Source organism: Methylococcus mesophilus, assembly GCF_026247885.1.
Lineage (GTDB): Bacteria > Pseudomonadota > Gammaproteobacteria > Methylococcales > Methylococcaceae > Methylococcus > Methylococcus mesophilus.
The window spans coordinates 571,589-595,778 of record NZ_CP110921.1 but is presented as its reverse complement, the minus strand read 5'-3'; the positions used below and the strand labels follow the sequence as shown (position 1 = coordinate 595,778).

The 24,190-nt window shown below is 65.4% G+C and carries 20 protein-coding genes and 1 pseudogene; 9 read left to right on the top strand and 12 right to left on the bottom strand.

Going from position 1 to position 24,190, the window contains the following annotated elements:
• Positions 1–4 precede the first annotated feature (4 nt).
• The 4 genes and pseudogenes from OOT43_RS02840 to OOT43_RS02825 form a co-directional block, all read left to right on the top strand.
• Positions 5–1,987: an MFS transporter gene (locus OOT43_RS02840; protein WP_266023173.1), complete on the top strand. Its 1,983-nt coding sequence runs from the start codon at positions 5–7 to the stop codon at positions 1,985–1,987.
• A gap of 38 nt (positions 1,988–2,025) precedes the next feature.
• Positions 2,026–2,853, top strand: a complete 828-nt coding sequence (locus tag OOT43_RS02835; protein ID WP_266023172.1) for an ABC transporter permease — start codon at positions 2,026–2,028, stop codon at positions 2,851–2,853.
• 14 nt (positions 2,854–2,867) lie between these two features.
• Positions 2,868–3,680: an ABC transporter ATP-binding protein gene (locus tag OOT43_RS02830; RefSeq protein ID WP_266023171.1), complete on the top strand. Its 813-nt coding sequence runs from the start codon at positions 2,868–2,870 to the stop codon at positions 3,678–3,680.
• A gap of 230 nt (positions 3,681–3,910) precedes the next feature.
• Positions 3,911–4,546: pseudogene (locus OOT43_RS02825) on the top strand (dienelactone hydrolase family protein); the annotation flags it as partial.
• Positions 4,547–4,719: 173 nt separating this feature from the next.
• Here the strand turns inward: OOT43_RS02825 and OOT43_RS02820 are convergent.
• The 5 genes from OOT43_RS02820 to OOT43_RS02800 form a co-directional block, all read right to left on the bottom strand.
• Positions 4,720–7,779, bottom strand: coding sequence for an efflux RND transporter permease subunit (locus OOT43_RS02820; RefSeq protein ID WP_266023168.1), 3,060 nt, complete (start codon positions 7,777–7,779; stop codon positions 4,720–4,722).
• 409 nt (positions 7,780–8,188) lie between these two features.
• Complete coding sequence (locus OOT43_RS02815) at positions 8,189–9,334, bottom strand: efflux RND transporter periplasmic adaptor subunit (RefSeq protein ID WP_266023167.1); 1,146 nt, start codon at positions 9,332–9,334, stop codon at positions 8,189–8,191.
• 105 nt (positions 9,335–9,439) lie between these two features.
• A complete protein-coding gene (locus tag OOT43_RS02810) occupies positions 9,440–10,027 on the bottom strand; it encodes a hypothetical protein (protein WP_266023166.1) in 588 nt (195 codons plus the stop codon).
• Positions 10,028–10,034: 7 nt separating this feature from the next.
• Positions 10,035–11,006, bottom strand: a complete 972-nt coding sequence (locus OOT43_RS02805; protein ID WP_266023164.1) for an aldo/keto reductase — start codon at positions 11,004–11,006, stop codon at positions 10,035–10,037.
• 25 nt (positions 11,007–11,031) lie between these two features.
• Positions 11,032–12,087 carry an NADH:flavin oxidoreductase/NADH oxidase gene (locus tag OOT43_RS02800; protein WP_266023162.1) on the bottom strand — a complete coding sequence of 352 codons (1,056 nt, stop codon included), beginning with the start codon at positions 12,085–12,087 and terminating at the stop codon, positions 11,032–11,034.
• A gap of 231 nt (positions 12,088–12,318) precedes the next feature.
• Between OOT43_RS02800 and OOT43_RS02795 the strand changes: the two genes are divergently transcribed.
• The 3 genes from OOT43_RS02795 to OOT43_RS02785 all read left to right on the top strand — a co-directional run bounded on the left by OOT43_RS02795 (position 12,319) and on the right by OOT43_RS02785 (position 15,618).
• Positions 12,319–13,146: a class I SAM-dependent methyltransferase gene (locus OOT43_RS02795; protein ID WP_266023161.1), complete on the top strand. Its 828-nt coding sequence runs from the start codon at positions 12,319–12,321 to the stop codon at positions 13,144–13,146.
• The gene (locus OOT43_RS02790; protein WP_266023160.1) at positions 13,146–14,195 is read left to right on the top strand and encodes an NADP(H)-dependent aldo-keto reductase; all 1,050 of its coding nucleotides are present in this window, start codon (positions 13,146–13,148) and stop codon (positions 14,193–14,195) included. Before OOT43_RS02795 ends, OOT43_RS02790 begins: the two co-directional genes overlap by 1 nt.
• A 100-nt stretch (positions 14,196–14,295) precedes the next feature.
• Positions 14,296–15,618, top strand: a complete 1,323-nt coding sequence (locus OOT43_RS02785) for an MFS transporter (RefSeq protein ID WP_266023159.1) — start codon at positions 14,296–14,298, stop codon at positions 15,616–15,618.
• Between the two features lie 175 nt (positions 15,619–15,793).
• Here OOT43_RS02785 and OOT43_RS02780 read toward each other — a convergent pair whose 3' ends face one another.
• From OOT43_RS02780 to OOT43_RS02760, 5 genes are all read right to left on the bottom strand, one after another.
• Positions 15,794–16,432 carry a glutathione S-transferase family protein gene (locus OOT43_RS02780; RefSeq protein ID WP_266023158.1) on the bottom strand — a complete coding sequence of 213 codons (639 nt, stop codon included), beginning with the start codon at positions 16,430–16,432 and terminating at the stop codon, positions 15,794–15,796.
• 270 nt (positions 16,433–16,702) lie between these two features.
• Positions 16,703–17,278 carry a peptide deformylase gene (gene def / locus OOT43_RS02775; RefSeq protein ID WP_266023157.1) on the bottom strand — a complete coding sequence of 192 codons (576 nt, stop codon included), beginning with the start codon at positions 17,276–17,278 and terminating at the stop codon, positions 16,703–16,705.
• Between the two features lies 1 nt (position 17,279).
• Positions 17,280–18,101 (bottom strand): NADPH-dependent oxidoreductase, encoded by an 822-nt coding sequence (locus tag OOT43_RS02770; protein WP_266023156.1) that lies wholly within the window; start codon positions 18,099–18,101, stop codon positions 17,280–17,282.
• Positions 18,102–18,118: 17 nt separating this feature from the next.
• A complete protein-coding gene (locus OOT43_RS02765) occupies positions 18,119–19,021 on the bottom strand; it encodes a TauD/TfdA dioxygenase family protein (protein WP_266023154.1) in 903 nt (300 codons plus the stop codon).
• Between the two features lie 494 nt (positions 19,022–19,515).
• The gene (locus tag OOT43_RS02760; RefSeq protein ID WP_266023153.1) at positions 19,516–20,682 is read right to left on the bottom strand and encodes a sigma-54 interaction domain-containing protein; all 1,167 of its coding nucleotides are present in this window, start codon (positions 20,680–20,682) and stop codon (positions 19,516–19,518) included.
• On the opposite strand from OOT43_RS02760, the gene OOT43_RS02755 reads away from it, so the two are divergent.
• Both OOT43_RS02755 and OOT43_RS02750 read left to right on the top strand, forming a co-directional pair.
• Entirely contained in the window at positions 20,681–20,929 is a 249-nt protein-coding gene (locus OOT43_RS02755; RefSeq protein ID WP_266023152.1) for a hypothetical protein, read from the top strand. The genes OOT43_RS02760 and OOT43_RS02755 overlap by 2 nt on opposite strands.
• A gap of 184 nt (positions 20,930–21,113) precedes the next feature.
• Positions 21,114–21,812 carry a hypothetical protein gene (locus tag OOT43_RS02750; RefSeq protein WP_266023151.1) on the top strand — a complete coding sequence of 233 codons (699 nt, stop codon included), beginning with the start codon at positions 21,114–21,116 and terminating at the stop codon, positions 21,810–21,812.
• A gap of 153 nt (positions 21,813–21,965) precedes the next feature.
• Here OOT43_RS02750 and OOT43_RS02745 read toward each other — a convergent pair whose 3' ends face one another.
• Entirely contained in the window at positions 21,966–22,724 is a 759-nt protein-coding gene (locus OOT43_RS02745) for an SDR family NAD(P)-dependent oxidoreductase (protein WP_266023150.1), read from the bottom strand.
• 38 nt (positions 22,725–22,762) lie between these two features.
• Entirely contained in the window at positions 22,763–24,106 is a 1,344-nt protein-coding gene (locus OOT43_RS02740) for an MFS transporter (RefSeq protein WP_266023149.1), read from the bottom strand.
• Positions 24,107–24,190 lie beyond the last annotated feature (84 nt).

The window sequence follows — 24,190 nt, the reverse complement described above, 5'->3', positions numbered from 1 at the left end:
CGGCATGAGCGCACATCGGATCTCGGCAGGCCAGGCGGCGGACGAGCGGCGCCTTTATCTCTTTCTGCTGCTGGTCCTGCTGGCCGGGCTGTCCATCGGCATGGTGAAGGTGGCGACGCCTCTGTTCGCCCTCTCGCTGGGGGCGTCCAAGGCGGAGATCGGCTTCATCACCGGATCGCAGCCCTTGATGATGGCCTTGGTCAGCCTGCCCATCGGCATCGCGATCGGGTACGTGGGCGCCAGGGGAATGTTCATGCTAGGCAGCATTCTGGCCGGGGCGGTCTATTTCCTGACGCCTTTCGCCGACTCGCCCTACTGGCTGTTGCTGGCCAGCGCCGCGGCCAGCATGTTCATGCCGATGCGCTTCATATCGACCCAGAGCGAGTTCTTCCATTACCTCGCTATCGCCGGCCAGCGCAAGGCCGGCTGGCTGCGCGGCGTTCAGCTGGCCGGGGCATTCGTGGCCGGTCCGATGCTGGGCAGCTACCTGCTGGGCTTCCTGGACTACCAGGGGGCGTTCTGGCTGATCGGCGCGTCGTTCCTGGCGACCATGGGTCTGGCTTGGGGCATCTTGAGCGGGCGCAGCGAAGCCCTCGGGCGCCGGGCCGAGGACCGGCCGGTGCCGCTGCGCAAGGCGCTGGCCGATTTGTTCAGCCACCGGGACATCGTCGAAACCAGCCTGATCGACCTGGTGGCCCACGGTTCCCTGATGTTCTACACGGTGTTCATCGTGCTGATCGCGCTGGAGCAGTTCCACGCCTCGCGGGACGAGGCTGCCCGGCTCATCGCTCTGCAGGGCTTCAGCTTCATGGCTGCCTTGTTCCTGCTGAACGGACTCCTGGCCAGGATCGGCCAGGAGCGGTTTTACCGGCTGAGTTTCGGCGTCGCCGTGCTCGGGCTGGGGTGCCTGGGAATGGCGCAGGAGCTGGCGCACCTTCAGCTCGGCGGGGTGCTGCTCGGACTGGGGTTGGGAATGCTGGGCATCGTCAACGTGGTTCGGCTGGCATCCGTCAGCGAGACGCTGGGACGCGGAACCGTCGCGGGCGCATCCGCCCTGTCCGGGCCCCTGGGGGCCCTGGCGGGCACGGCGGGTGGCGGCTACGCGAGTCATTGGATCTCTCTTCAACACCAATTTCTGGGGCTTATGACGGCTATGACTATCATCGCATCGCTCACTCTTTCCCGTGATTCGCGAGGTTTCCTGCCCCGCGTACTTGGCGCTTCGTTCGCCGGCGTGTTCAAGCTGGCGGTTTTGTTGCTGTTTCCGGTGGCGCTGGCGGCCCTGTGGCACGCCTCGGCGCTCTACGGCTGGACCTCGCAACAGATTCTGCCGCCCCCGGCGGTGGTCTGGGCCACGCTGACCGATCTGATCGCCAGCGGCGAGGTGTCCACCAATCTGTGGATCAGCCTCAAGCGGGTCTTCGCCGGATTCGCTCTGGGGGGAGGCGTCGGCCTGGCGCTGGGCTTCGCCATGGGCTTGTCGCGGCGGGTGGACGCCTATCTCGGTCCGATCTTCAAGGCGCTGGCCAGCGTGCCCATGCTGGGCTGGATTCCCTTGCTGATCGTGCTGCTCGGCATCGAGGAGGCGCTCAAGGTCGCCGTGATCGCCATCGGCTGCGTGGTGCCGGTGGCGCTGAACACGCTCGAAGGCGTGAAGGGCGTGCCGCGCGGCTATGTCGAAGTGGCCCGCGTGTTCCGCTTCAGCCCGCTGCAGCTGCTGCGCAAGGTGATTTTCCCGGCGGCGATCCCGCCCATCTTCGCCGGCATCAGTCTTTCCCTGAGCCACGCCTGGAAGGCCATGGTCGCCGTCGAACTGATGGCGTCCTCGGAAGGCATCGGCTTCCTGATGGTGATGGGACGGCAGCTGTTCCAGCTCGACGTGGTGCTGGCGACCATCCTGGTGATCGGCGCCGTCGGCCTGGTGCTCGATCAGCTGCTGCGCCTCGCCGAACGCAGCATGACCCGCTGGCAGCCGGCGACCGCCTGAAGAAACAACGACTCAAACCCTTACCCGAGGATTACATCATGTCTACGATCAGCACAGCCATCCGTACCGCGCCCAAGGTCCGCGCCCGCGCCTTGTCCCTGCCGGCATTCGACGCATCCCGCTACCGCGGGCTGGTGATTCCTCTGGCGCTGCTGGCGCTGTGGGAAATCGCCGCGCAGGCTCACTGGATCAATCCGGTTCTGTTGGCATCGCCCTCGGTCATCCTCGGCGGCTTCGAGCGCCTGCTCGGCGAGGGCGATCTCCTGTTCAACCTCAAGCTCAGCGTTACCCGCATGGGTCTGGGCTGGCTGGCCGGCTCGCTCATCGGCGTCGCCGCCGGATTGATCCTGGGCCTGTCCCGCACCGCGGACCGTGTGTTAGGCCCGACCCTGCACGCTTTCCGCCAGATCGCTCCGTTCGCCTGGATTCCGCTGATCTCGGTGTGGTTCGGCCTGGGCGATTCGGCCAAGGTGGCCTTCATCGCGTTGGTGGTGTTTTTCCCCGTAGTGGTGAACACCTATGAAGGCATCCGCAGCGTGCCCAAGCAACTGCTCGAGGTGTCGCGGGTCCTGATGTTCTCGCCGGTCCGGCGCATCCGCTCGGTCGTGCTGCCCGCCGCTACGCCTGCCATACTCAACGGGCTGGAGCTCGGCTTCCTCTACGCCTGGCTGTCCACCATCGGCGCGGAATACCTGATGAACGCCACCGGCGGCGTCGGGTCCATGATGGAAAGCGCGCAGGAATCGCTGGAAATGGATGTCGTGTTCGTCGGCGTCATCGTGTCCGGCCTGATCGGCTTCGGCATCAGCCTGAGCGTCCGGCTGGCCCGCGCGCGCCTGCTGCACTGGCGCAAGTCGTTCGCTTGATCGGGAGCATCGCCATGTCCGAACTCGGCACACTGAGCATCCGCAACGTCAGCAAGCAGTACAAGGTCAAGGGGAGTACGCTGAGCGTACTGGAAAACATCGACCTGGACGTCAAGCCAGGCGAATTTGTCGCCATCGTCGGCTCCAGCGGCTGCGGCAAATCCACACTGCTGCGGCTGGTCGTCGGCCTGGAGGGCGACTACCGCGGCGACATCCTGCTGGACGGCGAGCGCATCACCGGGCCGGGTTTGCAGCGCGGCATTGTGTTCCAGGAGCACCGGCTGTTTCCCTGGGCCACGGTGCGGGAGAACGTCGGGCTGGGCCTGCTCAACGCCGACCTGGAGCGTGCCGAGAAGGAGCGGCTGATCCAGGAGCATATCGACCTGGTCGGTCTGCACGGCTTCGAGAACGCCCATCCCCACCAACTCTCCGGCGGCATGGCGCAGCGCGCCGCCATCGCCCGTGGGCTGGTCAACCGGCCGGAAATCCTTCTGCTCGACGAGCCCTTCGGGGCGCTGGACGCGCTCACCAAGATCTACCTGCAGACCGAGCTGCAACGCATCTGGCTACAGGAGGACATCACCATGATCCTGGTGACGCACGACGTGGAAGAGGCGGTATTCTTGTCCGACCGGGTGGTGGTGATGGATGCCCGGCCCGGCCGGATCAAGCGCATCGTGCCGGTGCCGCTGGAGCATCCGCGCGACCGCGCCGATCCGGAGTTCGCCCGTTTGAAAAACGAGGTGCTCGGCGAAATCAGCGGTTTCAAACCCGTCAACGCCAAGCCCGCGCTCAAGGTCGTCGGAGGCGGGCTAGGAGTATTTTAGGGAAGGAAAGATGAGCGACAGGACCCTGCCCAGCTTTCATTCGGACCGGCGCGGCTTCGTCGCCAAGGTTTTGAGTGCCGGTTTCGCCCTGGCCGTGCGTCCCGCCTTGGCGGCTGAAACCATTATCCATACCGGCAGCGAAGGGCTGATCGCGGGCGGGATCGAAATTCCGGCCGCGGGCGGCACGCTGCCGGCCTACCGCTCCGTGCCCGCGGGGGGGCGGCAAGCATCCGGTGATCCTGGTGGTGCAGGAAATCTTCGGCGTGCACGAGCACATCAAGGACATCACCCGGCGGCTGGCCAAGCTGGGTTATCTCGCCATCGCGCCGGAACTGTATTTCCGCCAGGGCGACGTCTCCAAGCTGGCGAGCATCGACGAAATCCGCGAGAAAGTGCTATCCAAGGTGCCGGATGGGCAGGTCCTGGCGGACCTGGACGCCGCGGTGGACTGGGCCGGCAGGAACGGCGGCGACCTCGACCGCTTAGGGCTGACCGGCTTCTGCTGGGGCGGCCGCATCGCCTGGCTCTACGCCGCCCACCAGCCCCGGCTCAAGGCCGGGGTGGCCTGGTACGGGCGGCTGACCGGCGACCGCAACGCCCTCACACCGAAATATCCGGTCGATCTCGCCGGCGAACTGAAAGCGCCGGTGCTCGGCTTGTACGGCGGGCAGGACCAGGGCATTCCGCTGGACACCGTGGAGCAGATGCGCGCCGCGCTGAAAGCCGCCGGCAGTCCGTCGGCGATACGGGTCTATCCCGACGCGCCCCACGCCTTCTACGCCGATTACCGTCCCAGCTACCGCAAGGACGCCGCCGAAGACGGCTGGCGGCGGCTGCGCGAGTGGTTCAAGGCGCACGGCGTCTGAAGGCAAGGCGCTGCGCATCGGCCGGTTTCGGCTTCGCTCAGCCGGTCATAGGTTGAGTAGGATGCGCTGAGGTACGAAGCGCATCGATCATATTTGCCGCCCCCCGATAAGGATTATTGCAAGCATCGATTGATGCGCTTCCCTTCGTTCAGCGCATCCTACGCTGGCTCCACTTATTTCTTCCTCCTCAACCCCTCAAACTTCAAATAAATCACCGGCGTAATGTATAGCGTCAGCAGCTGCGAAACCAGCAGTCCGCCGACGACCGCCAGTCCCAAGGGCCGGCGGCTGTCCGCTCCGGCCCCGGCGCCAAGGGCGATGGGGAGGGCGCCCATGATGGCGGCGAGGGTGGTCATCATGATGGGGCGGAAGCGGATCAGGCAGGCGTCGTAGATGGCTTGGGCGGGGGGTAAGTTTTGCAGCTTCTGCGCTTCGAGGGCGAAGTCGATCATCATGATGGCGTTCTTCTTGACGATACCGATCAGCATGATGATGCCGACGAAGCCGTACAGGTCCAGCGGGTATTGGAACGCCAGCAGGGCGAGCAGGGCGCCGAGGGCGGCGGTGGGGATGCCGGAGAGGATGGTGAGGGGGTGGATGAAGCTTTCGTAGAGAATGCCGAGCACCAGGTAGATGACCAGCACTGCCATGAGCAGCAGCAGCCAGAGGCCTTTGAGCGAGGCCTGGAAGGCCTGGGCCGAGCCTTGGTAGCGGCCGGTGAGGGATTCCGGCAGGCCGAGTTCGGCGATGGCGGCGCCGAGGCGGTCGATGGCCTGGCTCAGGGCTGCGCCCGGCGGCAGGCTGAAGGAGAGGGTGGCGGCGGGCAACTGGCCAAGATGGGCGATGGACAAAGGCGAGGTGCCTTGTTCCATCTTGACCACGGCGCTGAGCGGCACCATCGCACCGGTGCCTGCACGCAGGTATAGCAGAGACAGGGCGTTGGGGTCGGACTGGTAGCGCGGGTCCAGCTCCAGGATCACGGCGTATTCGTTAGAGGCGGTGTAGATGGTGGAGACCTGGCGCGCGCCGTAGGCGCTGTACAGCGCGTCTTCGATCTGGCCGGCGGTGATGCCTAGGGCCGAGGCCTTGTTGCGGTCGATGTCGATCCGGACCTTGGGGTTGTTGAGCTGCAGATCGCTGGTCACGTCCAGGAAGCCGGGCAGGCCGCGCATGCGTTCCTCGACGATCGGCGCCCAATGGAACAGCTCGGCGGTGTCGACGCTTTGCAGGGTGTACTGGTACTGACTCTTGCTGACCATGCCGCCGATCCGGATGACGGGCGGGTTTTGCATGAAGGCCTTGATGCCGGGAACGCCGGCGAGCTTGGGCCGCAGCCCCTGGATCACCGCTTCGGCCGGCTGGCGCTGGTCGCGGGGCTTCAAGCGGACGATGACCCGGCCCTGGCTCAGCGATTGGCTGATGCCGCTGGCGCCGACCACGGCGTTGATCGATTCCACGTTCGGATCGTTCTTGATGATCGTGGCGATGGCGCGCTGCTTCTCCTTCATCGCGTCGAAGGAAATGTCCGAGGCGGCTTCGGTGATGCAGATGAGGAGGCCGGTGTCGTCGCTGGGCAGGAATCCTTTGGGCACGGCGGTAAACAGCCAGCCGGTGCCGAACAGGATCAGGAAGAACGCCGCCAGCGTCCAGTTCTGCCGGGCCAATACCGCGTTCAGGCTGCGCCGGTAGGCCGCGAGGCCGGCGTCGAACACCGCTTCGCTGGCCCGGTAGAACCGCCCGGGAATGCGTTCCGCGTCGGGCTTCAGCAGCCGGGCGCACATCATCGGCGTCAGGCTCAGGGAGACGAATCCGGAAATCAGCACGGCGATCATGATGGTCGCCGAGAATTCGTTGAGCAGCCGCCCGACGATGCCGCCCATGAACAGCACCGGGATGAACACCGCGATCAGCGAGATCGTCATCGACACGATGGTGAAGCCGATTTCGCGGGAACCCTTCAGAGTGGCTTGCAGCGGGGATTCGCCGGCCTCGACGTGGCGGGAAATGTTCTCCAGCATGACGATGGCGTCGTCCACCACAAAGCCGATGCTTAAGGTGAGCGCCATCAGGGACAGGTTGTCGATGCTGAAGCCTAAGAGATGCATGGCGGCGAAGGTGCCGACCAGGGACAGCGGCAGGGCCAGGCTGGGGATGAGCGTGGCGCGGACGTTGCGCAGGAACAGGAAGATCACCAGCACCACCAGCACCAGGGTCAGTCCCATGGTGCCCTGCACGTCGGCGACCGACTCGCGGATGGTTTCCGAGCGGTCATAGAACACATTGAGTTCCAGCCCCGCCGGCATCTGCGCCCGCAGCTTCGGCAGCAGTTCGCGGATGGTGTCGACCACCTCGATGGTGTTGGTGCCGGGCTGGCGCAGCAGGGCGAGGAAGATCGCCGGCTGGAGATTGGTCGAGGCTGCCACCTTGTCGGTTTCGACGCCGTCGACGATCTCTCCCAGTTCGCCCAGCCGTACCGGTGCACCGTTGCGCCAGGCCACGATCATGGGACGGAAATCCTTGGCGCTCTGGAGCTGGCCCGATGCCTCCACCGCATAGGCGCGGTCCTTGCCGTACAGCACGCCGGTCGGCAGATTGACGTTGTGCTCGCTCAAGGCCTTGCGCACCTCGTCGATGCCGATGCCGCGGCTGGCCAGCGCGTTCGGGTCGAGCCGGACCCGCACCGCGTATTTCTGCGCACCGTTCACCTGGACCTGGGCCACGCCCGGCACCATCGACAGGCGCTGGGCCAGCAGGGTCTCGGCGTATTCGTCCACCGCGGACAGCGGCAGGTAGGCGGAGCTGAGGGTCAGGATCAGGATGGGCGCGTCGGCCGGGTTCACCTTGCGCAGGGTAGGCGGCACCGGCATGTCCGGCGGCAACTGCCGCTGGGCCAGGGAGATGGCCGCCTGTACGTCCTGGGCGGCGGCGTCGATGTCCCGTTCCAGAGCGAACTGCAAGGTGATCTGGGTCTGGCCCTGGGTGCTGCTCGAGGTCATCGAGTCGATGGCCGGCACCGTCGACAGCTGTTTTTCCAGCGGCGTCGCCACCGACGAGGCCATGGTCTCGGCGCTGGCACCGGGGAGGCCGGCGGAGACCTGGATGGTGGGGAAGTCCACGCTCGGCAGTTCTGCGACCGGCAGAAGGGTGTATGCGAAGGCACCGAACAGGAGGATGCCTAGCATGACCAGGCTGGTCATTACGGGTCTATGCACGAAGAGTGCGGATAGGTTCATTGGGATTTTTGCGCTTTAGGAAATCGGATTGGAAGCGCTGCGCGCGGCTTTGATTGAAATTGGGTTTTCGGACCCACGGCCGACGTACTTTCTTTTGGGCGGCCAAAAGAAAGTACGCAAAGAAAAGGCCGCCCGGAGGCCGCGAAAGCTTCCTGCGCTTCTACGAAAACCGTCCATGGTTTTCGCCCTGCGGGCCAGCCTACGGCTGTTCAACTTTGCTCCCAGCAAAGTTGTCGCTTTCGGCGAGGGTCCATCGAAGGGACTCCTTGCCCCTCGATGGACGAGCCGCCTCCCTGCGGCTCCCCTTCGGGCTGTTCTCGCCGAAAGCTGCGATGCTCGGCGCGGCCTGACGGGGGAAAGTCAAGAGCGGAAACGGCCACGCTTCGCGTAACCGTTCAGAGAGTGCGTTTTAGGGTGCTGGTTTGATCTCCACCGAAACCCCATTCACCAACCGCGATTGCCCATCCAGCACTACCTTTTCCTCTGCTTCCAGCCCTCGCCCGATCACCGCTTCTTCACCCTGTTGCCGTTCCTGCACCACGTCCCGCATTTCGACGGTCTGATCGGGTTTCACCACGAACACGTAGGCGCCGCGGGGGCCGGTTAGCACGGCTTTGGCGGGGACGGTGAGGGCGTTCTTATCCTCACCCAGCTCGACGAATACCTTGACGAACTGGCCCGGCCACAGGCCGCGGTCCTTGTTCGGGAAGGTGGCTTTGAGTTTGATCGTGCCGGTGGTGGTGTCCACGGTGTTGTCGATGAAGCGCAATTCGCCTGCCGGCCTTGGGCCTTGCGCCCCGGCCACTTCGGCGGAAACGGCAACCTGATGGCCTTGGGCATGGCTTTTCAGTTCCGCCAGGCGCTGTTCGGGAATGGCGAAATTCACCTGGATCGGCTCGATCTGGTTGATGACGACCAGCGGCGCGTTGCCGTCGGCTTTCACCTGGTTGCCCTGGTGGACCATGATCCGCCCGGTGCGCCCGCTGATCGGGGCGTCGATGTAGGCGTCGGCCAGGCGCAACCGGGCGGAGCCCAGCACCGCTTCGTCTGCCTGGACGTTGGCGGCGTACACCTCCACGTCGGTGCGGGCGCGCTGCATCATTTCCTCGGAGACGAAGCTCATCTTGCGCAGCTGCTCGTAGCGCTGGACCTGCGAGCGGGCGTTTTCCAGCTGGGCCTTGTCCCGGGCCAGATTGGCCTCGGCCTGCCGGACCTGGGATTTGTACTGGCTGGGATCGATCTCGAACAGGCGCTGTCCTTTGACCACGTCGTCGCCCTCGCGGAAGGCGATCCGCAGCAACTCCCCTTCGACCTTGGAGCGCACGGCGACCGTGGCGTAGGGCTCGACGTTGCCCACCGCGTTGATACGGATCGGGACCGAGTTGCGTACCGCCACCGCGACGGTGACCGGCACCTTGCCCTGAGCCTTGGCGCCCGGTCCCGGTTTCTGGGCGTTGCCGGCGTCGCTCGGGCAGCCCGTCAGGCCGGACAGCGGACCCAGCAGCAGTAATGGAAACAGACGGTGCCGGCGTGCGAACGTAAAAAGCGATTCCATGACCCTCAGGAGCGTGAGGCCGCCGAAGCGGCAGCCGGGCCGGATTCTCTCATGGCGGGGTTCAAGATTTTGTGAGGGGAATGTAAAGCCGGCTCCGGGCGTCGGTTACCGCTTGTACCAGACCGGAAACAGTCCCGGTTCGATCCAGCCTTCCTTCGGCATCCAGTCGCAGTAGACGACACGCTTCCAGTTGTATTCCTCCGGCGGGTCCCAGCGGCATTGCGGCGTCCGTTCGTCGCGCTTCTGGACCACCCGGACGAAGGTGCTGGGCATGCCGGGGCTGCCGTCCTTCGCCGGCCGGCCGGAGCGGATTTCGACGAAGTCGCCGAAGGCCAGCTTGGTACCGGGCGGGATGTAGAAATAGATGTCGGAGCCGTGTTCGGCCGGCCCGCCGCAGCAGAGCACGCGGGCTGCGCCCAGGCTGCCGTTGGTGATGGCGGAGTCTTTGATGCCCGAGGCGAGCAGGGCCTGGTAGGTCTTCTGCATCTGCACGATGTCGTTGCGGGTGGCGACCGATTGGACCTGAGCCACCCGCAGCGTGCCGGGCGGCACGTCGTCGGCGTAGATCATCAGGCCGGAAGCGCAGCCGGCGAGGAGCAAGGGGCTCAGCAGCGCGAGACGGCGCAGCAGGGAGAGTTTCCCTGCGCGAGTAGTCCCTTTGGCGACGGGCGAAGCATGTTCCCGGTGAGTCATGGGGATGTCACCAGGCATAGGCTTCCGGTGCCTCGCCGCCGGGTCCGGGCCAGATTTCGTCCAGCGTTTTCAGCGTCTCCGGCGTCAGCTCGATCTCCAGCGCCCGCAGGCTGCCTTCCAGCTGTTCCAGCGTGCGCGGGCCGATGATGGGCGCCGTCACCGCCGGGTTGTGCAGCAGCCAGGCGAGAGCCAGATCGGCTGGCTTTTCCCCGAGTTCGGCGGAGTAGGCCTCGTAGCGCTCGATCCGGTCTAGGTGTTTCTCGATGAATTTCTGCGTCAGCTCCGAACCGCGCCGGCCGCTCTTGGCGTGGATGTCGCCGGCCAGCGCGCCGCGCGCCAGCGGGCTCCAGGGGATGATGCCGATGCCCAGGGCGCGGGCCGCCGGGATCACTTCCAACTCGATCGCCCGCTCGGCCAGGTTGTACAGGCTCTGCTCGGACACCAGTCCGAGAAAGTGCCGCGCCGAGGCCAGCCCCTGCGCGTGGGCGAGCTGCCAGCCGGCGAAGTTGCTGCTGCCGACATACAGCACCTTGCCCTGCTGGACCAGTTGCTCGAAGGCTTGCCAGATTTCTTCCAAGGGCGTTTCGCGGTCGACGTGGTGCATCTGGTAGAGGTCGATGTGGTCGGTCTTGAGCCGCCGCAGGCTGTCTTCGACCGCCCGCCTGATGTGGTAGGCGGACAGGCGCTGGTCGTTGGGGCCTTCGCCCATGCGGCCGTAAACCTTGGTGGCCAGCACGATGTTCTCGCGCCGTCCGCCCTGGGCCAGCCAGCGGCCGACGATCTGCTCGGTCACGCCTTCGCCCAGCTTCCAGCCGTAGACGTTGGCGGTGTCGAAGAAATTGATGCCCAGCTCCAGGGCTTTGTCCATGATGGCGAAGCTGTCGGCTTCCCTGGTCTGCGGACCGAAGTTCATGGTGCCCAGGCAGAGGCGGCTGACTTTGAGGCCGGTGCGGCCGAGACGGGTATAGGGGACGGTCATGGTCGTTTTCTAGTCGTATGTGAGGTTAACGTGCTCTGGCGTAGCGTTCCGGCCAGCCGATGTCGGCGCCAAGCAGAGCCGCGGCGTTCAACGGCCAGTGCGGCCGCCGCAGCAGCTCGCGGCCAAGGAAGATGGCGTCAGCGCTGCCGGACACGAGGATGTCTTCGGCCTGACGTGGTTCGGTGATGAGGCCGACCGCGCCGGTGGGGAGTCCGGTGCGCTCCCGGATCGCCCGGGCGAAGGGGACCTGGTAGCCCGGCGCGGCAGGGGGAACGGCGTCGGGCAGCGTGCCGCCGCTGGAAACGTCGATCAGATCCACCCCGAGTTCGCCGAGCAGGCCGGCGAAGCGGACCGACTGTTCCAGATCCCATCCACCTTCTGCCCAGTCGGTCGCGGAAATGCGCACCAACAAGGGCAGTTCGTCCGGCCACACGGCGCGTACGGCGGCGGCGACCGCCAGCGGGAACCGGGCCCGGTTGTCGAAGGAGCCGCCGTAGGCGTCGTCGCGCCGATTGCTCAAGGGCGACAGAAACGAATGCAGCAGGTAGCCGTGGGCCATGTGCAACTCTACGACCTCGAATCCGGCGGCGAGGGCGCGTTTCGCCGCCAGGACGAAGGCGGCTATGAGCTGTTCGAGGCCGGTGTCGTCCAACGCCCGCGGAACGGGGGAGCCGGGGCCGAATGCCAACGGGCTCGGCCCGATCGCGGCGCCGTGACTGCTGGCCTTGCGGCCGGCATGGGCGAGCTGGATGCCGGCGACGGAGCCTTGGGCGCGGATGAAGTCTGTGACCCGTTTGAGGGCCGGGACCTGTTCGTCGGCCCATAGCCCCAAGTCGGCCGGGCTGATGCGCCCGCCCGGAGTCACCGCTGCGGCTTCCACGATGCTGAGGCCGATGCCGCCGAGCGCGCGGGCGCCGTAATGAACCAGGTGCCAGTCGCTGGCAAGGCCATCTTCGGCGGCGGCGTACTGGCACATCGGCGAGAGCACCGTGCGGTTGCGGAATTCGATGCCGCGCAGCCGGAACGGAGAGAACAGCAGCCCTTGGCTGGCTGGGATGGGTTTGAGTTGGGTTGCGCTCATGCAGGTTTCCTCGGGACGGGATCAAGACTCCAGCAGAAACGGTGCCAGCATACGCCCGAACCGCCGCTGCTGCCCTGGGGACAGCGCCGAATGTTGCCATATCACCATCCCCTGGTGTCTCGCTGGTGGCCGGCCAACACGGCTTCGGAGCCTCGGGGCGGGAGCCCGCGGGTTGCTGCCTGGTCCGGTTCCTGCTTCGTACTGTTTGTCCCCACCCTTTGAGGATTCGCCATGACGACTCTGGCCCTGGATACGCCGGTATTGGCCCGGCAATACGAAGATCTCAGCGACAAGCAGTACAACCACGGCAAGCTGCTGCTCGGCGACCTCGGCCTGGGCCGAGGCCAGCGCGTGCTGGATGTGGGTTGCGGCACCGGCCGGCTGACCGAATACGCTGCCGGACTGGTGGGTGAAGAAGGCTGGGTGGTGGGCGTCGATCCGCTGCCGCTGCGGGTCGAGATCGCCAAGCGGCGCGGTGCCGCCAACCTGTTGTTCCGCGAGGGCCGCAGCGAGAATCTCCGCGATTTCCCGGCCGACAGTTTCGATGCGGTGTTTCTTAACAGCGTCTTCCACTGGCTGCCCGAGAAGGCCGGCAGCCTGGCCGAAGCCTACCGGGTGCTGAAACCCGGCGGCCGGCTCGGCATCAGCACCGCCTCCAGGGAGCGGCCGCATGCGCTGGAGCGGATCGTGCAGTCGGTGGTCGAGCGTCCGCCTTACGCCGCGCACCCCGTGGTTTCTGCCACGACGCCCTACAAGGTGACGTCGGCGGAACTGGCGGCGCTGCTGGAGCGAGCAGGTTTCCGGGTTCGTTCGCTCGAAATCCGCAGCTTCGTCGACCATTTCGACAACCCCGCGACGGTCATCGATTTCTCCAGATCGAGTTCCTTCGGCAATTTTCTGGGCACGCTGCCGGCCGCGCTGAGGGCTTCGGCCATCGAAGAAATCAAGTCCGAGCTGGCGAAGCTCCGGGGGCCGGAGGGCATCGTGCTGACCCGGAACCTGATCTTCGCGGTGGCGGAAAAGCTTGATCCATCCCCAACGACAAGGAGCACCACGTAATGAAGTTTTCTCCCCTGGGACGCACCGGCCTCGAAGTGAGCCGGATCTGTCTCGGCACCATGACCTTCGGCGAACAGAACAGCGAAAAGGACGGTCACGAACAACTGGATCTGGCGCTGGACGCCGGCGTCAATTTCATCGACACGGCGGAGATGTACTCGGTGCCGCCAAAGCCGGAAACCTACGGCGCCACCGAGCGCATCATCGGCTCCTGGTTCAAGAAGAGCGGCAGGCGCGAGCAAGTGATCCTGGCCACCAAGGCCGCGGGTCCGTCCCGTTTGCTGCCGCAGGCGGCCCATGTGCGGGGCGGCGTATCGCACTTCGACCGCAAGAATCTGGAAGCCGCCGTGGAAGGCAGCCTGCAGCGCTTGCAGACCGATTACATCGACTTATACCAGCTGCATTGGCCGGACCGCAGCACCAATCATTTCGGACGGCTGGGCTACAGCCATATCGCCGACGAATTCACCGTGCCGATCCAGGAGACGCTCGAAGTGCTGGGCGATCTGGTCAAGGCCGGCAAGATCCGCCACGTCGGCGTGTCCAACGAAACGCCCTGGGGGGTGTCCCAGTTCCTCTCGCTTTCGGAAAAAGGCGTGGGGCCGCGCATCGCCAGCATTCAGAACCCGTACAGCCTGCTGAACCGTACCTACGAGGTGGGTCTGGCCGAGTTTTCGCACCGCGAAGACGTCAGCCTCCTGGCCTATTCGCCGCTCGCTTTCGGCGTGCTGTCCGGCAAATACCTGAACGGTGCGAAACCCGAAGGCGCCCGCCTCAGCCTGTGGGACCGCTTCGCCCGCTACAACAGCCCGGAAGCCGAGAAGGCCGTATCGGCCTATGTCGGCTTGGCGCGCGACCACGGTTTGGACCCGGCGCAGGCGGCGCTGGCCTATGTCAACAGCCGGCCGTTCCTGACCAGCAACATCATCGGGGCGACGACGTTGGCGCAGTTGCGCAGCAATCTCGCCAGCATCGACCTCGAATTGCCGCCAACTGTGGCCGAAGGCATCGAAGCCATTCACAATACCTACCCGAACCCCTCGCCCTGAGCCGGGTTCGTCCGCCGGAAGGGTCGAAGGCCCGGTTCTCGACGAGGGCCGGGCCTCTCGTTTTTGCGGCGGGCTTTTTTGTTTTCTTTTCGAGCCGCCGATGTCCGATTCTTTGAAGGGCTTTTCCGCCCTGCGCCACCGCAATTTCGCCTTGTTCCTGGGCTCCCGCTTCCTTGTCCAGATCGCCTTGCAGATTCAGAGCGTCGCCGTCGGCTGGCAGGTCTACGCGATCACCGGCGAGGCGCTGGACCTCGGCCTGGTCGGTCTGGCGCAATTTCTCCCCTTCGCGGCGCTGGTGCTGGTGGCGGGGCAGGTGGCGGACCATCACGACAAGCGCTGGATTCTGGCGGTCTGCTTCGCGGTCGACCTGCTCTGCGCCCTGGCCCTGCTGGCGTTTACGCTGTTCGGCCTGCGCGAGATCTGGCCGGTGCTGGCGGTGATGGCCGTATTCGGCGTGGCGCGGGCCTTCGTCATGCCCACCACCCAGGCGATCGTGATGAGCCTGGTGCCCGCGGAGGATTTCGGCAATGCCGTCGCGATCAGTTCCTCGGCTTTCCACGTGGCGGTGATCGGGGGCCCGACCGTCGGCGGGCTGCTGTACCTGGCTGGCCCGGAAACCGTGTACACCGTCGTGGCCGGCCTGATCGCGCTGGCTACGGTCTCGATCGCCTTCGTGCATACCGGGTTCCAGCGCAGGCAGCGCGAACCGGCGACCTGGCATACCCTGCTGGAAGGCCTGCGCTTCGTACGTTCACGTCCGGTCGTGCTGGGGGCGATCTCGCTCGACCTGTTCGCCGTGCTGTTCGGCGGCGCGACCGCGCTGCTGCCGGCTTATGCCAACGACGTACTGCACGTCGGGCCGACGGGGCTGGGCATCCTGCGCACCGCGCCGGGCGTGGGGGCCGCGTTGACGGCGGTCGCCCTGGCCCATGCGCCCATCACGCGCCGGGTGGGGCACTGGATGTTCGGCGGCGTAGCGGTTTTTGGCGCCGCCACGATCGTGTTCGGCCTGTCGACGAACTTTGCCGTGTCTTTGGTGGCGCTGTTCCTGCTCGGCGCCGGTGACATGGTCAGCATGTACATCCGCCACATCCTGGTCCAGTTCGAGACGCCGGACGCGATCCGCGGACGGGTCAGCGCCGTCAACTCGGTGTTCATCGGGGCGTCGAACGAACTGGGCGAATTCGAATCCGGGGCCAGCGTCGTGCTGCTGGGGCTGGTGCCGGCGGTGGTCTTCGGCGGCGTCGCGACGCTGGTGGTGACCGCGGCCTGGATGTACCTGTTTCCGGTGTTGCGGACCATGGACCGGTTTCCCCACGCAGCCTCGGCCTCAGCGCTGCGCGGACCCGCCGGGGGATCGCAATGGCGCTACACCAAGCGGAAGGGCCGCCGTGGGGGGCCAAAGCGGCGGGGAGCCAGATAGTCGGGTTTGGAAAGTTCGGGGGTTCGACATCTGACGCGGGTATTGGCTGACCGTAGGTCACGCCGGCGGTGCCAATCAGTCGAAGCTGTGGGCTGGGAAGCACGGCGCGCCAACCTCGCGAGGTAAATGAGCGGGGCCGCCTGGCGCGGCCCCTGTAGATGCCGGTCTTAGCCGATCAAGCGGCTTTCTGCTGAGGGGGAGCTGTTTCCGCGGCGAGTGCGGCCTGCACCGAGGGACGCTGGTCGAAGCGGGCGCCGAAGGCGGCCAGGTTCGGCAACTGCGCCAGCCAGGGGCTTTGGGTGCGATGGAGCCAGCGCCAGAACACGCCCAGGTAGGCGTCGGCAATGGTGAAGCGGTCGCCGATGGCCCAGGTCTTTCCTTCCAGCTTGCGGTCCACGAAGTGGAGCAGTTGCAGCAGGCGTTCGGCGCCTTTCGCCTTGATCGCGTCGTGGGCTGCGCCGTCGTCGTGGAAAATCTCCGGGCGGTTCACGGGTCGGAAGGCGGGATGCAGCTCGGAGTTGAGGAATCCTATCCACTCCTGGATGCGGGCGCGCTCGACCGAGCCCGCCGGGCCGAACAGCCCGGCTTCCGGTTTGAGGTCGCCGAGAAAAGGCAGAATGGCGCCGTTTTCGGTCAGCACTTCGCCGGAATCCAGCTTCAGTGCCGGCACCCGTCCCAGCGGGTTGACCCGATGGATCGGCGAATCGGGCGTGCGCAGCGGTACGACGGCAATCTCGTGGGGGATGCCGAGTTCCTTCAAGACGACGTGGGCTCCGAAGGAGCAGGCGCCGGGGGCGACGTAAAGCGTGGGCATGAGCGGTCTCCAATGCTTGAGTGATTTCGGGAAGGGCGAAGACGCTCCTTGTCCCTGGCGCGCGCGTTGCCGGAAGGGGCGTGTGGGCTGATGCTGGACCCGCGGCGGGCTTTCCGGTCGCTATGCCTGTCTTCGCCTATTGCGGAAAGAGCAGGGTCCGTGCCATTCGTCTAAGCCCCCGATTCCTCCCGGTTCAGCCGGCAGGCCTGTGTTCATGGAGCCATGCGCTGCTGCGAAAGTGCTGCTGGACAAGCATCCTCAGCTCCGGCGTCAGTCGGTTTCGCCGTCCCCGTAGCGGGCGTAGTTGGCCTGGCTGGCGAAGCTGCGCGGGTCCATGCGGTCGATGTAGAGCCCGCCGTGCAGGTGGTCGATCTCGTGCTGCAGGATACGGGCATACCAGCCGCTGGCCTCGATGATCCGCGTTTCTCCGCGGTGGTCCAGGCAGGACACCCGCACCGAGCGGGCGCGCTCCACCCGTGCGCTGAAGCCGGCGAGGCTCAGGCAGCCTTCGTGGAAGACGTCGGTCTCTTCCGAGCGGGCGACGATTTCCGGATTGACGATGACGTGGAAGGGCACCGGTTCGCGTCCTCGCGCCGCCAGTTCCTCGGCCGACAGGCCCTTCTGGTAGTCGGCGCGGTCTTCGATGACGGCCAGTTGCAGACCCTGGCCGATCTGCGGCGCGGCGAGTCCCACGCCCGGCGCGTCGCGCATCGTCTCGCGCATGTGCTCGATCAGCGCCTGGATCGCGGCGCTACGGATTTCCTCCGGGCTCAAGGGACGCGCCCGCTGCCGCAGCACCGGTTCGCCGGCCTGGACGATCTTCAGCCTGAGGGCAAGGCCGTCCATGTCAGCGCAGTTCGAAGCCGAGAGCGTTCAGGGCCGCCTTGAGCCGGTCGCGGCCGGACAGCTTGGCGGGGCCGGAGATGCGCGAGGCGGAGTGTTTCGACCAGTCGCCCGAGACCGCCATGTTATGTTCGGCATAGAACTCCGACATCGCGGCGTTGTAACGCTCCACCGCGCCGTCCTGGCTTTCGAGGGCATAGGTTTCCCGGTGTAACACCGCCTCCTGCGGCAGGCGCGGCTTGATGGCGGGGACAGCGGCGGGGTCGGGATGGCCGACGCAGAGCCCGAACACGGCGAACACCCCTGGCGGCAGACCGAGTTCCGCCGCCACCTGCTCCGGGTGGTTGCGCATCGCGCCGATGTAGACGGTGCCCAGCCCTAACGATTCCGCGGCGACCACGGCGTTCTGCGCCGCCAGCGCGGCATCGACCACGGCCATGGTGTACATCTCCAGGCAGTCGAGCCCTTCCGCGCCGATGCCTCGCTGGGCCGCGATCCGCCGCAGACGGGCGTGGTCCGCCAGCCAGACCAGGAACAGCGGCGCCTGGACAATGTGGGCCTGGTTGCCGGCCAGTTCGGCCAGGCGGGCGCGCCGCGCGCCGTCTTCGACCGCGACCACGCTCCAGAGCTGAAGGTTGGATGAACTGGCGGCGGACTGGGCTGCAGCGACCAGGGCTTCGAGCGTGCCTGGCGCCAAGGGCTCGGCGGTGTAGGCGCGGACCGAGCGGTGGGAAAGCAGGTGTTCCAGGACTGCGTTCGAGGCGATGGCCGGCAGGGGTTCGTGCCGGCCGTAACGGGATTCGAGTAGCGTTCGGGCTTGGCTCATGATTTTCGATCGATGGCTCAGAAGGGCCGCCCTCCTGCCAGGCTGATGCGCTTGAGCACGCGCCGCGATTCGGCGGGGAACGGGGTTCGCGCATGCACGGTCGCCTGGTTGTCCCAGAACACGATGTCGCCCACGCGCCAGTGGTGGCGGTAGGCGAAACGCGGCTCTGCCAGATGGGTCCGCAACCGCTCGATCAGGGCCGCGCCCTCCTGCGGCTCCCAGCCGACGATTTCCACTTCGGTGGCTGCGCTGAGATACAGCAGCTTCCTGCCGCTCTCGGGATGGGTGCGCACCAGCGGGTGGGGGAAGGCCTCACTGCTGGGGAGAGCTTTCGGGTCGAGCCGGTAGCGGGGACGCGGGTCGCCCGGCTTGCGCTTGAACGGATTGTAGGTGATGAGCTGCAGGCCGTCGATGAGGTGCCTGGTGGCCTCGTCGAGCGTGTCGTAGGCCAGGGCGAGGTTGATCCAGGTGGTGTCGCCGCCGGTTTCCGGCACTTCCAGCGCATACAGCAGCGAGCCCGCGGAAGGATAGGGCGTCCATTGATGATCGATATGGGCGTGCAGCTCGCCGTTGCCGGTGTAGCCGCCTTCGACGTTGGCGATCGGGATGATGTCCGGGGTCTTGCCGGCATTGTCGGAAGCCAGTACCGGCACGTCTTCCGGCGGGATGAACACCGCGCCGAAGTAGGTGGCTAAGCGGAGGAATGCCTCGTCGGTCAGCTTCTGGCCGCTGAAGATCAGGATGTGGTGGTCGTTGAGGGCCTGCCGGAGCTTGAGGAGGGTGGCGGGGTCGACCGGGAGGCTGGCGTCGATTCCGGATACGAATGCGCCGAGAGCGCCTCCGGTCGGCTCGATTTCGGCGGCATTCTTTAGAAAGCGAAGCGACTGGTCGGTGCGGTACAGATTGGGTGCGGTGGACATGAGGACTCCTAGGTGAGGGTTGCGGGTTATTCCCGTCCCGTTCCATTGAAAGGAGCATGCCAAGAATTTTTCGCAGTTTCCCGTCGCCCCGGCACGGATTGCCGGAGCCCCGGGATCATGGATGGCTTCCGCTTGCGCACACTCGCTGCCCGGACAGCAGCAACGGTTGCCTGCCGACTGTTGACCGGTCAGCAGCGTACAAAAAAGGACCCGCAAGAGCGGGTCGTCAAGGAGGAGGGGCAACACAAATCGGTCATGGAGCCGCGAGGATGCGGGCTCAGTCCCAATGCCATTAAGTTAAGCCGTCATACCGGCAGGGACCGCCGGACCAAGCCGCCGGGAGCGGATTGGCACCAGCCCGCTGGGTGCCGGGCAGGATAGCCCGGCATGAATCCAGGTCACATGGACATGAAGGCCTTTCGCCATCCCTGATTGCTGAGTTCCGGCAATCCCTGCCGGAACGGCAAGTTTTTCTTAATTTAACGGCATTGGGCTCAGTCGCAGCAGCCCAGTTCGGCTGCCGGCGGAACGTAGCCGTGCTGGCGGGCCGGTAAGGGCCGCTCCGGTTCCGGCGGCTTGTCGCCGGGCAGCATGCCGTAGATCGCCAGCCGGTGGCGCAGGACGTTGCGGCTGATATCCAAGAGGCGCGCGGTCTGCACCTGATTCTGCTCGCAGTAGTCATACGCAGTTCGGATCACGGTTTTCTCGATCAGTTCGAACAGCTTGGGCGGAGAGCGCTCGCACAGGACTTTCAGCGCGTTTTCCAGGGAAGAGGTGGAAATCGAGGGTGCCGGCGCCTGGGTCTTCAAGCCGGAGAGCTTGAAATCGCAGGCACGGAGCCGGTCTCCGGGGCAGACCAGCAGGGCGCGGTGGATGGCGTTCTCCAACTCGCGGATATTGCCCGGCCAGTCGTAGTCCAGCAGGATTTGCTCGGCTTCCGGCGTCAGCAAGGCCTCGGTATAGCCCAGGCGCTTGCCGTAGATATTCAGGAAATGGCGGGCCAGGGGCAGGATGTCGCCGGAGCGTTCCCGCAGCGGGATCAGCCGCACGTTCGCCACGTTGAAGCGGTAGTACAGATCGGCCCGGAAGCGACCGGCTTCCACGGCTTCTTCCAGGTTCACATTGGTGGCGGCGATGACCCGCACGTCGATCGGCGTGGCCCGGCGCGCGCCGACTCTGACCACTTCACGCTCCTGCAGCACCCGCAGCAGCTTGGCCTGCAGCCCCAAAGGCAGGTCGCCGACCTCGTCGAGGAACAGGGTGCCGCCGTGGGCGGTTTCGAACCAGCCTTCCTTGGCCCCCACGGCCCCGGTGAACGCGCCCTTCTCGTGGCCGAACAGCTCGCTTTCGATCAGCGACTCAGACAGGGAGGCGCAGTTCAATGCACCGAAGGGGCCGTTGCGCCGGTTGCTGAGGGCATGAATGTGACGGGCGATCAGTTCCTTGCCGGTGCCGGTTTCGCCGATGATGAGCACAGTGGCGTCGCTGGGTGCGATCCGCTCGACGTGATCCAACAGCCGGCGCGAAGAGGGATCCTCGAACACTAAGGCGCTGGCGCGGATGGAGAGCGAGAGCGAACGAGGTTCCTGGAAAGTCAGGACCGGGGAGAGTTGTCCTTCCTTGAGCAGTTCGGTTGGTCGATCGGGAAGAGTGTTTTCCATGATGATTCGCTTCGCCTCTGGTGGTGATTGCGGTGGCTCCAGTGCATGCGCCGGCGACGCTTTCGACGAGGTTCATCGTCTGACGTTGCCTAACTCTAACAACGCGTTGCATAAAACAATAAAGAATAAATACGAATATTTTTATTCTTATGTTGTAGCGCGTATTGCGCCGGAGCCTGTTGCGGCTCCAACACCCCTGTTTCCCTATTGTTGTCAGGACAGCAGCGCGGTACCCCGGAACGTTTGAGCCGCGGCGCCGAGTCCGCCGCCTCCTGGCCAAATTGTCGGGCTTCCTGCTGCTCTGAAAGCACGTTGCGTACCATGCCTGTTGAGCGTGCAGCAAAAATGCATGCCGGAGGGCCTTGGCATCGAATGTGCGTTAGTACAAGCGACCGTTTCACTTCTGTTCGAACGACCATACAAGGATGCCCATGAACTTCTCAGCCTACCGGGGTGCGGATCGCCGCCCCCTCGCTCGCAAGCTGCTGGTGCTCGGCTTGCTCACCCCCTTTGTCTGGAGTTGCGCGAAATATCCGACGGCAACGGCCGACGCTCAAGGCCGGCTTCAAGGCAATGGATTCAGAGTCACATTGCCGCAAGGTGAAGGTTGGATCCTCAAGGAGGAGAAGAGCAGCAGCATCGTGTTCGAGAAAAACACCAAGCCGAGGGAGGAGGATAGGGAGAAGCGCCCGAAGTTCGTTCATGCCCGGCTGGGTGTGGAATCCTTGCCGGCCGGCAAGGCGCAGTCGGCGGATGCCGCTGGATTTCCCGATGCGGCCAAGGCCATCCTGGCCAAACGCTACGACGGCATCTCGGACGATTTCGAAGACATCGAGCGCTCAAGCCTCGTGGAGTTGACGGTGGAACCGTACTCCAAGAACGGAGCGCCGTGCGTGACCTTCAAGGCCAGGCAGATCGAGCCGGCCCCGATTCAGCAGTCGGTGGAGCAGATGGTCTACGAGTACGTGAACCGCGGATTCCTCTGCCGCCATCCGCAGAACAGCGCCGTCGTGCTCCATGCCTACATCAACGAAACCAATTACCGCAACAACCCGCGGCCCCTCGATCCGGAGACGGAGAAGGAGGCCGACAAGTTTTTCCAGGACATCGAGTTTACGCCGGCGCGCTAGCATCGATCCGCTGCCCCGCACCGAAACAACGCGTTCCTTAGTTCCGTTCCTTCGACCCGCTTCGGCGGGTCTTTTTTCAGCGATAGGAAGGAACCAGGGCTGTCGGAGGGAATCCCCGAAGGCAGAATGCCTTCCGCGCCCTTCGGAAAGTGATCAGTAGTAGATTGCCCCGACGCTTCCGCCGCCGGTAGCGATCGCGTCTCCGTTGATCGATACGCTTTTCGGCGAGGCCAGAAAGGCGACCACCCAGGCGACTTCTTCCGCATCCACGATGCGGCCGATACTGACAGCGGAGGCGTATGTGGCTTCCAGTGCCGGATCGGTACCCTCCGTGCGGGTGGCTCCGGGATGCACGACCGTAACGTTAACGCCCTTGGGACCCAGTTCGTCCGCCAAGTTCTTGGTGATCGTCGCGACGCCGACGTTGCGCAGCGATGCGACGGGCCGTCCCGCTTTGCGCACAGCGAGCCCGCCGATGTTGATGATGCGTCCCCAGCCATTGGCGACGAGGTGGGGAGCCGCGGCCCGTGCGGTGCGCAGGTAGCCGACCACCTTGATGTTAACGTCTTCCAGCACTTCGTCGCTGACGATCTGGTCGAGCCGAGTGGCGGGTGAAATGCCGCCGGGGACCGCCGCGTTATTCACCAGGATGTCGACGCCGCTCAGTTCGGCCACCGTGGCGGCGATCAGCCGCTCGACCGACGCGTCGTCGCCGGTATCGGCTACCACAGGGATGACCCTTCGGCCGGTTTCCTTGGACAATTCGTCCGCCGTCTGTTCCAGCTGTTTGCGGGTGCGGGCGGCGATCACCACATCGGCGCCTTCGAGCGCGAGCTGTCTGGCGATGGCTTTGCCGATGCCGCGGCTGCCGCCGGTAACGATGGCGCGTTTGCCTTTGAGTTCGAGATCCATAGCTGTGCTCCTGTTTGCGGTGTGGGCCGGAAAACCGGCTAAATCGGTTGTGGGTAGGGGCGGGCGGCGGCGGATGCGGGTTTCGGCTCGAGTGCGGAACGCAGTTTCAGCCACAGCTCGGCGGCCTTGCCTTCCAGCGCGGCGAGGTCCGACGGCAGCGGCGGGTAGGAGCCGGCAACGAGGGCGATGGCCAGCGCCGCTGCAAGGCTAGGCCTGAGTGTCCAGTGGCGGGGATTCTCGGCGCTAGCCACCCGGTTCCGGTGCGAGTCTTGGCCGAACAGCAGAGGCCAGACGACCAGCCCGAACAACGGGGCGAACAGCAGGAACACGCCCTGCAGACCCAGCGAATGCCCGAACACACCGCCCAACAGACTTCCCAGGAATGAGCCGGAAGGGCCTACCACCGCAGTCAGGCCGGACACCTTGCCTTGGCCGAAGCGGCCGCCGACCCGGGCCAGGCGGGAGATCACCACGATCTGCAGCATCCCCAGCCCCAAGCCGAGCAGCAGCCCACCGGCCCACAAAACGGGAGCGCTGCGGCCCAGTCCCAGCAAGGGCAGGGCGGTGAGGATCGCTGCCAGTCCGATCCTGAACACCGAATGGGGGCTCATGCGGCTGACGGGATGCCCCAGGAAAAGCAGTGCGGCGACCATGCTGCAGCCTTCCACCGCAGCCAGCCCGGACGCCGATTCCGGGCTCAGGCCGAGGACTTCGACGGCGATGACGATGATGAAGAAGGCGTAATAGGCGTTGAGCGCCTGCACCATGAATTCCGCGGAGCAAACTCGCCGAAGCTGCCGGTCCTGCCCCAGCAGGGCCAACGCGGTGCCGACTTCCCGAACGGTCAGGCGCTTCACGGTTTGTCCAGGTTTGGCGCAATCGGCGAAGACGATGGGCGAGATCAGCACGGTCAGGCCGAAACTGGCGGCGATCAGCCGGTAGATCGACGGGAAATCCATCAATTCGGTCAGCCTGGCGGCGAGCAAGGGGCCGACCAGCAGCAGCCCCATCATGTAGGCGGCGCGGGCCCAGCCGGCTTTGCTGACGCCGATGGCCGGCAGCCGCTCCATGAAAACGGTGTTGAGCGAAACGAAACGCAGCGGCATGAAGAAGCTGATGAGGGCCATGCACTGCAGCAGGAACTCGGCGGTGGGAACCAGCGGAATGAGTCCGTAGACGGTGCCGCCCAGCAGGTTCCCCAGCACGAACAGCCGGGTCGGGCCGTAGCGGTCGACGAGAATGCCCACCGGCAGGCCCATCACCAGTATGCCTATGCTCTGGGAGCCGGCGATGAGCCCCAGCATACGTTCGTCCGCGCCCAGCGACAGGCCGTAAAGCGCGGCGACGACGACCGCCGTTCCGGCGCTGGTGCCCATCAGCACGGACAGGAGCGAAAACGCCAGCAGGAATCGATGGCGCGAAAAGCCGGCGCCGGCTGTCGATCCGGCGTAGCTGCTTGGGTTGGG